Consider the following 7916-nt stretch of genomic DNA (forward strand, 5'->3'; position numbering starts at 1 on the left):
TAATTTTGTATCTAGGTCAAGTAGTTTTTAACTACAACGTTTGCGGATAAGGATAACTAAAAAGAAGTCAACTCTCTTAGTGAGAAAGTTAACTTCTTCTTTATCTGAATTAATAATTGTTTATGAAATCTTGTATACTGTAACTCCTAATGGCGGCAATACCAATTCGGCCGAATAATCGCGGTAATTCCAAGCGGTTTTATCTATTTTGATAGGCTTCGTCATTACGACACCGCTTCCATTGTATTCAGTGCTATCTGAGTTGAAAATCTGCGTTAGTTTTCCTTTTGCAGGTAAACCGATTCTATAATTTTCTCTCACTACCGGAGTAAAATTGGCCACGACAATTAAGTCATCTTTAGGATTTAAACCTTTACGGATATAACTCAAAACGGCATTTTCACTATCGGAATAATTAATCCATTCAAAACCTTCAACGTGGAATTGTTTTTCATACATCGCCGGATTGTTTTTGTATAAAGCATTCAAATCGGTGATGCATTTTTTGATACCGTCGTGGTAGCCATATTGCAACAAATGCCAATCTAAACTGCCTTCGAAATTCCATTCGCTGCTTTGCCCGAATTCAGCACCTTGAAACAATAATTTTCCGCCCGGATGCGTAAACATATAACCGTACAACAAACGGAGATTTGCAAATTTCTGCCATTCATCGCCCGGCATTCTGCCTAAAATAGAATGTTTGCCATAAACCACTTCGTCATGCGACAACGGTAACATAAAGTTTTCGGTAAACGCGTAGGTCATCGAGAAAGTCAAATCGTTTTGGTGGAAACGTCTGTAAATCGGTTCTTTTTTGAAATATTGCAACGTATCATGCATCCAGCCCATCATCCATTTCATGCCGAAGCCTAAACCTCCGATGAATGTTGGTCGCGACACCATCGGAAAACTGGTGCTTTCCTCGGCTATGGTTTGCACATCGGGGAAAGCTGAATAAACCGCTTCGTTGAAATCTTTTAGGAAACTAATGGTGTCTAAATTTTCTCTTCCACCGTAAATGTTCGGTTCCCATTCGCCTTCTTCTCTGGAGTAATCTAAGTATAACATAGACGCAACTGCATCAACCCTTAAACCGTCAACGTGGTATTGTTGTAACCAAAAAATCGCATTGCTGATTAAGAACGAGCGCACTTCATTTCGGCCATAATTGAACACCAAACTTTTCCAATCGGGATGATAGCCTTTTCTTCTGTCGGGATGCTCGTATAAGTTGGAACCGTCGAAGAATCCTAGTCCGTGCGCGTCATCAGGAAAATGTGATGGTACCCAATCCAAGATGACTCCAATTCCGGCTTGGTGCAATTTATCGACCAAAACCATGAAATCCTGTGGTTTTCCGAAACGGGAAGTTGGGGCAAAATACCCAACCAACTGGTAACCCCAAGACGGATCATACGGATATTCCATTACCGGCATGAATTCGACGTGGGTGAAACCGGTTTCTTTGACGTAAGCGACCAATTGGTCTGCCATTTCGAGATACGTTAGGAAATTGCCTTCGCTGTTTCTGCGCCATGAGCCTAAATGTACTTCGTAAACCGAATAAGGTTTGTCTAAACCGTTTTTGTCCTTACGCGTGTCCATCCATTTTTTGTCTTTCCACTTGTAGTCTAAGTCCCAAATGACTGAGGCGGTTTGTGGCGGATGTTCGCAGTAAAGTGCAAACGGATCGGCTTTTTCGGTAATGATGCCGTTGTTGTTGGATTGTATTTTGTATTTGTAGGTTGTGCCTTTATCGACTCCGGGAATAAATCCTTCCCAGATGCCCGAGCTGTCCCAACGCACGTTGAGTTGGTGCTCACCTTGTATCCAATAATTGAAATCGCCTACAACTGAAACGGAGCGTGCTGATGGTGCCCAAACGGCAAAGTAAACGCCTTTTACGCCATTCACTTCGGTGAGGTGTGCGCCGAGTTTTTCATAGAGTCTGAAATGTTTTCCGGCTTTGAATAAATCGATGTCAAAATCGGTAAAAAGCGAATGTACTTGTACTTGGTTCATGTTGTTATTTTATTTTTATCGCTAATTCGCGATTGTCTTTTTATTTTATATCAATTCAAATCCTATCTAGCCCCGATTGCAGTGGAAAGCTCCCAATTTATTGGGACTTGCAACGTAAAGCGGGAATTACCATTCCTGAAACTGCCCTACACTTTCGCTTCAAATTCCATGATGCTGGCGATTCCGGTTAGTGGAATCACGGCCCAGCGTGGTCTGGAATTGAGTTCGTAGCCGAGTTCATAAACTGCTTTTTCGAGGATGCAATATTTCAACAGGAAGTCAATTTCTTTTCGGTATCCTATATTTAAATTGCCGCCTTGCGCGACTTCGGTGTAGGTTTGCAAAAACACGCCTACGAAATATTTGAACAGGATTTCTCCGGCTTGGAACAACTCTTTTTGTTCAAACGGATATTTGTCCTTGTTGTTGAAAATGGTCGCGTAAATCGAGTAATGGAACGAGCGGAACATCCCGGCGACGTCTTTTAATGGTGGTTGTTTTACCTTTCGGTCGCGGATGGTGCTTTCTGGTTCGCCTTCAAAATCGAGCAAATAAAAATCATCTCCGTTGACCAAAACTTGTCCGAGATGGTAATCACCGTGGATTCGGATGCGTTCGGATTTCATTTTCGTCCAATCGAAATCGAGGAAGATTTTACGGATTTCTTTTTTGTTATCGAGAAATTGATTGGCGAGTTCGAGCGCCAAACCGTCGAGTTTGTGCAAATTATTTTCTAAAATATTCAATCGGTTTTGGAACTGATACGTCAGTCGATTTTTGAGCCAAACGGTGTAATCGCCATTATAAGTCGTTGGCGTAAAAGCCGTATCTCGTATGTCGCCACCGAGTGCGATGTGCATTTCAGCGGTGCGAGTTGCCAACGTATGAATGCGCAGAAAAATGCTCAATCCGGCCCAATCGATGATTTCGTGTGGCACTTCGTTTATTTTTAAACGCTTAAACAATTCGATATCCGGAAGTTTGGCAATTTTTATTTTTTTGTGTTTTAGGTTGTCGAAAATTCTATCGACTTCTTCTAACATAAACTGCCACGCATCGCCTTGATTCGGCACCAATTCTTGCATTAAACCCAAAGTGATATTCCCCTCGGATAAAACTACACTGATGCTTCCGGTGTAGGCTGGCGAATGTTGAAAATCCATTGTTTCAGTTAAGAATCGACTGATTTCGTAATCGGGATTCATGCTGATGTAGATGCGTCTGAAGATTTTCAGCACCAAACTGCCGTTGTAAATAATGGAAGTATTGCTTTGCTCTACGCCCATGAATTTGGACGATTTGTATTCTTTGTCTTCGAGTTTTTCGCCTTTATGGAATTTGACTTTTCCATCTTTCTCGTCTTTTCCTCCGGAAGTAACTATCTTATCGAATAATAATTTTCTAAAATCTTCTTGGTGTAACGCATCAACTAAAAAACCTTCTTGCCCGCCCATTTTTACAGGCGCTATGATTGTATTGGTATCGAGTTCGTCTTCCGACATGAAGGAAATCGGCATGAAATAATGTTGGTAAAATGCCTCTTTGAAATTGACTTCAAGCAGTACGCCGTAATAAGTATTTTTCTTTGAAGTGATTTTGAACCAATCTACAACTTCGATATACTTGAGCGTGCTGGCTTTTCCGCCATACCATCGCTTGTTGATGATATAGTTTTCCAAAATATCCGAGGAAAAAACCTTTACAAAGTCTTCGTCTTCAAAGGCTGTTTTCCAATCCGTTTTAAATACATACGGGTTTATAAATTCATCTTCATTAATTTTAGTATCCATTACTTCATAATTTTAAATAAATGAAATGGCAACGCCGGATGCAATTCTACGAAGTTCCATTCCTTATCCCAAAAATAGCTGTTTCCAGTAATCAAATCGACTACTTTGATGGTTTGTCCGGGTTGAACCCCCAAAGCTTGTAAAGGCAATTGAATCCACGTTTGCTTAGCATAATAAGGATCTAGACTGCAAATCATCAACGTTTCATCTAATCTCAAATCATCGTATTTATAGTAAGCCAATACTTGGTCATTATCGGTAGCACAAAACTGAATGTTATTCGTTTGCTGCAATGAAGGTTGTTCGTGGCGGATTCTGTTTAATCGAGTAATCAGCGTAATCAATTTGTTTTGCACGGTCCAATCCCAGTGGTAGACTTCGTATTTCTCAGAATTGAAATATTCTTCTTTGCCTGGCATCGCTTCGGAAACCATGTATTCAAAGGCCGGGCCGTAAATCCCAACGCTGGAACTCAAGGTAGCCGCTAAGAAATATTTGTGAAGGTACACACTTTCGTTCCCGCTTTGTAAAGCATAAGGCAAAATATCCGGTGTGTTCGGCCAGAAGTTTGGTCGGTAGAAATCGGCCTGGTTGGTTTTGGTTAGTTCTTCAACATATTCTATTAGTTCGGCTTTGGTATTGCGCCAAGTGAAATAAGTATAAGATTGTGAGAACCCTTGCTTGGCCAACTCGTGCATGACTTTAGGTGCCGTAAAAGCTTCTGCCAAAAAGAGTACATTCGGGTGTTTTTTCTTGATTTCGGCGATGAGCCAACCCCAAAAATAAAACGGCTTAGTGTGCGGATTATCAACTCTAAATACTTTGATATCACATTCTTCTACCCAGAATAAAGCCACGTCTAGTAGCTCTTTCCAAAGGTTTTTCCAATCACTGCTTTCAAAGTAAATGGGTTGAATGTCTTGGTATTTTTTTGGGGGATTTTCGGCATACTGTACGGTTCCGTCCGGACGCCATTTGAACCACTGCGGAAAATCTTTCACATAAGGATGATCCGGTGCTGCTTGCAACGCATAATCCATTGCGACTTCAATTCCCAGACTTTTTGCGGCTTTTACTAACGATTTGAATTCGTCAATTGTTCCTAAATCAGGGTGCGTTGACTTATGTCCGCCGTGTTTAGAACCAATTCCCCAAGGCGAACCAACGTCACCGGGTTGCGCGTTGGTGGCGTTGTTTTTTCCTTTTCGATTCACTTCTCCAATCGGGTGGATTGGCGGGAAATATAACGTATCAAATCCCATTGCTGAAACTCTTGGCAATAATTTTTCACAGTCTTTGAAAGTACCGTGTTTGCCTTTTTCTTGTGATGCTGAGCGTGGGAAAAATTCGTACCACGTACTGAACAATGCTTTTTTTCTATCGACGTAAATTTTTAATTCGGCTGAAGTATTGGCTAACGTTCGGGTTGGGTATTTCTCGAATATATGGTGTAATTCTTTGGATAGGGCAATTGTTGCAGCTTTATCGTATTGCTTTTCGTCTTGAAAAGCTTTGATAGCCGATGTTAGATAGGCTTTCTCGGCTGCAGTGACTTCTTTCAAAATCGCCTGACAATACTCGGCTCCTTCTAATAATTCTGATTTTACGTGTTGGTTGTCTTGTATTTTTCTTTCGGTTCCGTGTTGCCAATTGAGTGCATAATCAACCCAACCTTCTATGAAATAAGTATAATGACCTTGTTTTTCAACTTGGAATTGCGCGGTCCATTCATCATTGCCCAATGCTTTCAATCTTACTTCTTGCCATTTTTTATCCTTTTCATGTTTGTATTTTACACAACAAGCAATCACGTCATGGCCATCGGCAAAAACATTGGCTTTTACGACAACCGTTTGTCCAACAATTCGCTTGATATAAAAAGCGCCTCCGTCTAATTGAGGCGTTACATTTTCAATAATTATTCGGGTTTGATTTTGCATTTTGACTTATATTTATGATGTTGAAATTTAAAAAAAAATATTTTAACTTTTGGTCAGCCAAAAAAATTATTGAAATGACAAAAAAATCCCCAATAAGCAACCAATCATTGCAAATTCCTAAGCCAATCCTACTTACGGCTAAATTATTAGAGGCAATTTCTCCAAAACTAGTCACGCTCTTTGCTGCCAAATTATTTACTACACCTATAAAACACAAAATTCCCAAGAGAGAACTCCACATGGAGCAAAATAGTCGTCAAAGTAAATTATTGGTTCCAAGTCTCAAAAAGGAAATTATGGTTTATGAATATGGAGAAGGAGAAAAGAAAGTTTTGCTGGTTCACGGTTGGTCAGGACGAGGCACACAATTGGTTAAAATTGCGGATGAATTAGTGAAATTAGGTTACCAAATCGTAAGTTTTGATGCTCCGGCTCATGGCAAATCAGAAGGAAGAACAACGATTATGACTGAGTTTATTGCTTCTATTTTGGAAATTGAAAAACAATTGGGTCCATTCGAATTCGCGATTGGTCACTCGCTTGGTGGCATGTCGATTCTGAACGCTATAAAGCAAGGATTTAAGGTAAAAAAAGCAGTAACTATTGGAAGTGGTGATATTATTCAGGACATTTTAGACGATTTTGTATCCAAATTGAAACTGAATCCTAAAATTGCCGGAAGGCTGAAACAACATTTCGAAAAGAAGTTTGGTGAATCTATGGAAAATTATTCTGCTCATGTAGCAGCTCAAGAAGTTAAGATTCCGGTACTGGTAATTCACGATAAAAATGACCACGACGTTAATATAAAAGCCGCTTATAACATCGACAAACACCTTGAAAACAGTGAGCTAATGATTACCGAACACTTGGGGCATCGAAAAATATTAGGGAATGAATTAGTAATAAACAGCATCAAAGAATTTTTAAAAACATAAGTTATGAGTTTATTTGAAACCACCGATTGGGCCCCAAAACTGCAGCCTATCATCAATTTATACAGAAATAAAAAACATCCGTTAGATTACGAAAATCTATACCAATTGATGGTCATGGTGATTTTGTCGGCGCAAGATTCAGACGCTAACATCAATAAAATAGCGCCGGCTTTATTCAAGGAATATCCCAATTTAGAAGCTTTATCTACGGCTACTTTTGACAGTTTATTTCCGTTGGTGAGTAAAGTTCGGAACTACAACACCAAATCAAGTTGGCTAATCGAAATCGCCCAAACCCTAAAAACTGATAGCAATATCCCAACCACTTTACCCGAATTAATCGCTTTAAAAGGCATCGGCAGAAAATCAGCCAATGTGATTATGCGCGAAATGAAAGTCCCTGCCGAAGGTATTATTGCCGACTTACACGTGATTCGCGTTGCACCCAGAATTGGCGTCATCCAAGAAGCCAAAGACGGCAATAAAGTCGAAAAACAATTGATGGAAGCGTTACCAAGAGAAGTTTGGGGAGAAATCGGCATGGCCATATCCTTTTTAGGAAGAGAAACTTGCCGACCTACAAATCCTAAATGCCCACTGTGTCCTATTCAAAATGAGTGTCAATATGATTTGAAAACTATATAATTTGGGCGTGCCCCTTCGGGTCGGGCTATCCGGGCTACATGGTAGCCTCTCCTATCCCTCACGCAAGTAACTGCAAAAAGAAAACTCCCTTAATCATTTAGATATCCAGCCCTTGCAACCAGAAAACTCCTCACTGCAATTAGATTTCTCGCTACTGCAAGTAGAAAACTCCTTACTGCAAATAGATATCTCGCCACTGCAAAAAGAAAACTCCTTACTGCAATTAGATTTCTCGCTACTGCAAAAAGAAAACTCCTCACTGCAAGTAGATTTCTCGTTACTGCAAAAAGAAAACTCCCTACTGCAACTAGATATCTCGCTACTGCAAAAAATACAATCGCAAAAACAATACTGTCACCCTGTCCCGATAACTATCGGGAGTCGAAGGGCATTTAAAACAAAAAACCCTATCCAAATAAATGAATAGGGTTTCTAAAAAAAAGCCTGCCTGCCGGTAGGCAGGGCGGCGACATACTCTCCCACATAACTGCAGTACCATCTGCATTTGAAATTAAAAGGAGGAAGCCCGGTGGGCTTCAGGTAGTTTTGATTTATCAAAACCATATAAAACAAAAAAA

Annotated in this window: 5 protein-coding genes; 2 read left to right on the forward strand and 3 right to left on the reverse strand. The window is 40.2% G+C overall.

Annotation, left to right across the window (positions count from 1 at the left end):
- Positions 1-120 precede the first annotated feature (120 nt).
- The 3 genes from glgB to ICG50_RS07360 form a co-directional block, all read right to left on the reverse strand.
- Positions 121-2025 (reverse strand): 1,4-alpha-glucan branching protein GlgB, encoded by a 1905-nt coding sequence (gene glgB, locus ICG50_RS07350; RefSeq protein WP_187660260.1) that lies wholly within the window; start codon positions 2023-2025, stop codon positions 121-123.
- Positions 2026-2171: 146 nt separating this feature from the next.
- On the reverse strand, positions 2172-3815 hold the full coding sequence (locus tag ICG50_RS07355) for a maltokinase N-terminal cap-like domain-containing protein (RefSeq protein WP_187660261.1): 1644 nt from the start codon (positions 3813-3815) through the stop codon (positions 2172-2174).
- Positions 3815-5755: an alpha-1,4-glucan--maltose-1-phosphate maltosyltransferase gene (locus tag ICG50_RS07360; RefSeq protein WP_187660262.1), complete on the reverse strand. Its 1941-nt coding sequence runs from the start codon at positions 5753-5755 to the stop codon at positions 3815-3817. Before ICG50_RS07360 ends, ICG50_RS07355 begins: the two co-directional genes overlap by 1 nt.
- 74 nt (positions 5756-5829) lie before the next feature.
- Here ICG50_RS07360 and ICG50_RS07365 point away from each other — a divergent pair, with 74 nt between their 5' ends.
- Positions 5830-6693 (forward strand): alpha/beta fold hydrolase, encoded by an 864-nt coding sequence (locus ICG50_RS07365; protein WP_187660263.1) that lies wholly within the window; start codon positions 5830-5832, stop codon positions 6691-6693.
- Positions 6694-6696: 3 nt separating this feature from the next.
- On the forward strand, positions 6697-7338 hold the full coding sequence (locus ICG50_RS07370) for an endonuclease III domain-containing protein (RefSeq protein ID WP_187660264.1): 642 nt from the start codon (positions 6697-6699) through the stop codon (positions 7336-7338).
- The last annotated feature ends 578 nt before the right edge of the window (positions 7339-7916 follow it).

Origin of the sequence: Flavobacterium buctense (genome assembly GCF_014486695.1) — a bacterium.
In the GTDB taxonomy this organism is placed as follows: Bacteria; Bacteroidota; Bacteroidia; order Flavobacteriales; family Flavobacteriaceae; genus Flavobacterium; species Flavobacterium buctense.

Excerpts from the sequence above, each read along its gene's own strand:
- ICG50_RS07365 (WP_187660263.1), top strand. The coding sequence starts at position 5,830 with ATGACAAAAAAATCCCCAATAAGCAACCAATCATTGCAAATTCCTAAG.
- glgB (WP_187660260.1), bottom strand. The coding sequence starts at position 2,025 with ATGAACCAAGTACAAGTACATTCGCTTTTTACCGATTTTGACATCGAT.
- ICG50_RS07360 (WP_187660262.1), bottom strand. The coding sequence starts at position 5,755 with ATGCAAAATCAAACCCGAATAATTATTGAAAATGTAACGCCTCAATTA.
- ICG50_RS07355 (WP_187660261.1), bottom strand. The coding sequence starts at position 3,815 with ATGGATACTAAAATTAATGAAGATGAATTTATAAACCCGTATGTATTT.
- ICG50_RS07370 (WP_187660264.1), top strand. The coding sequence starts at position 6,697 with ATGAGTTTATTTGAAACCACCGATTGGGCCCCAAAACTGCAGCCTATC.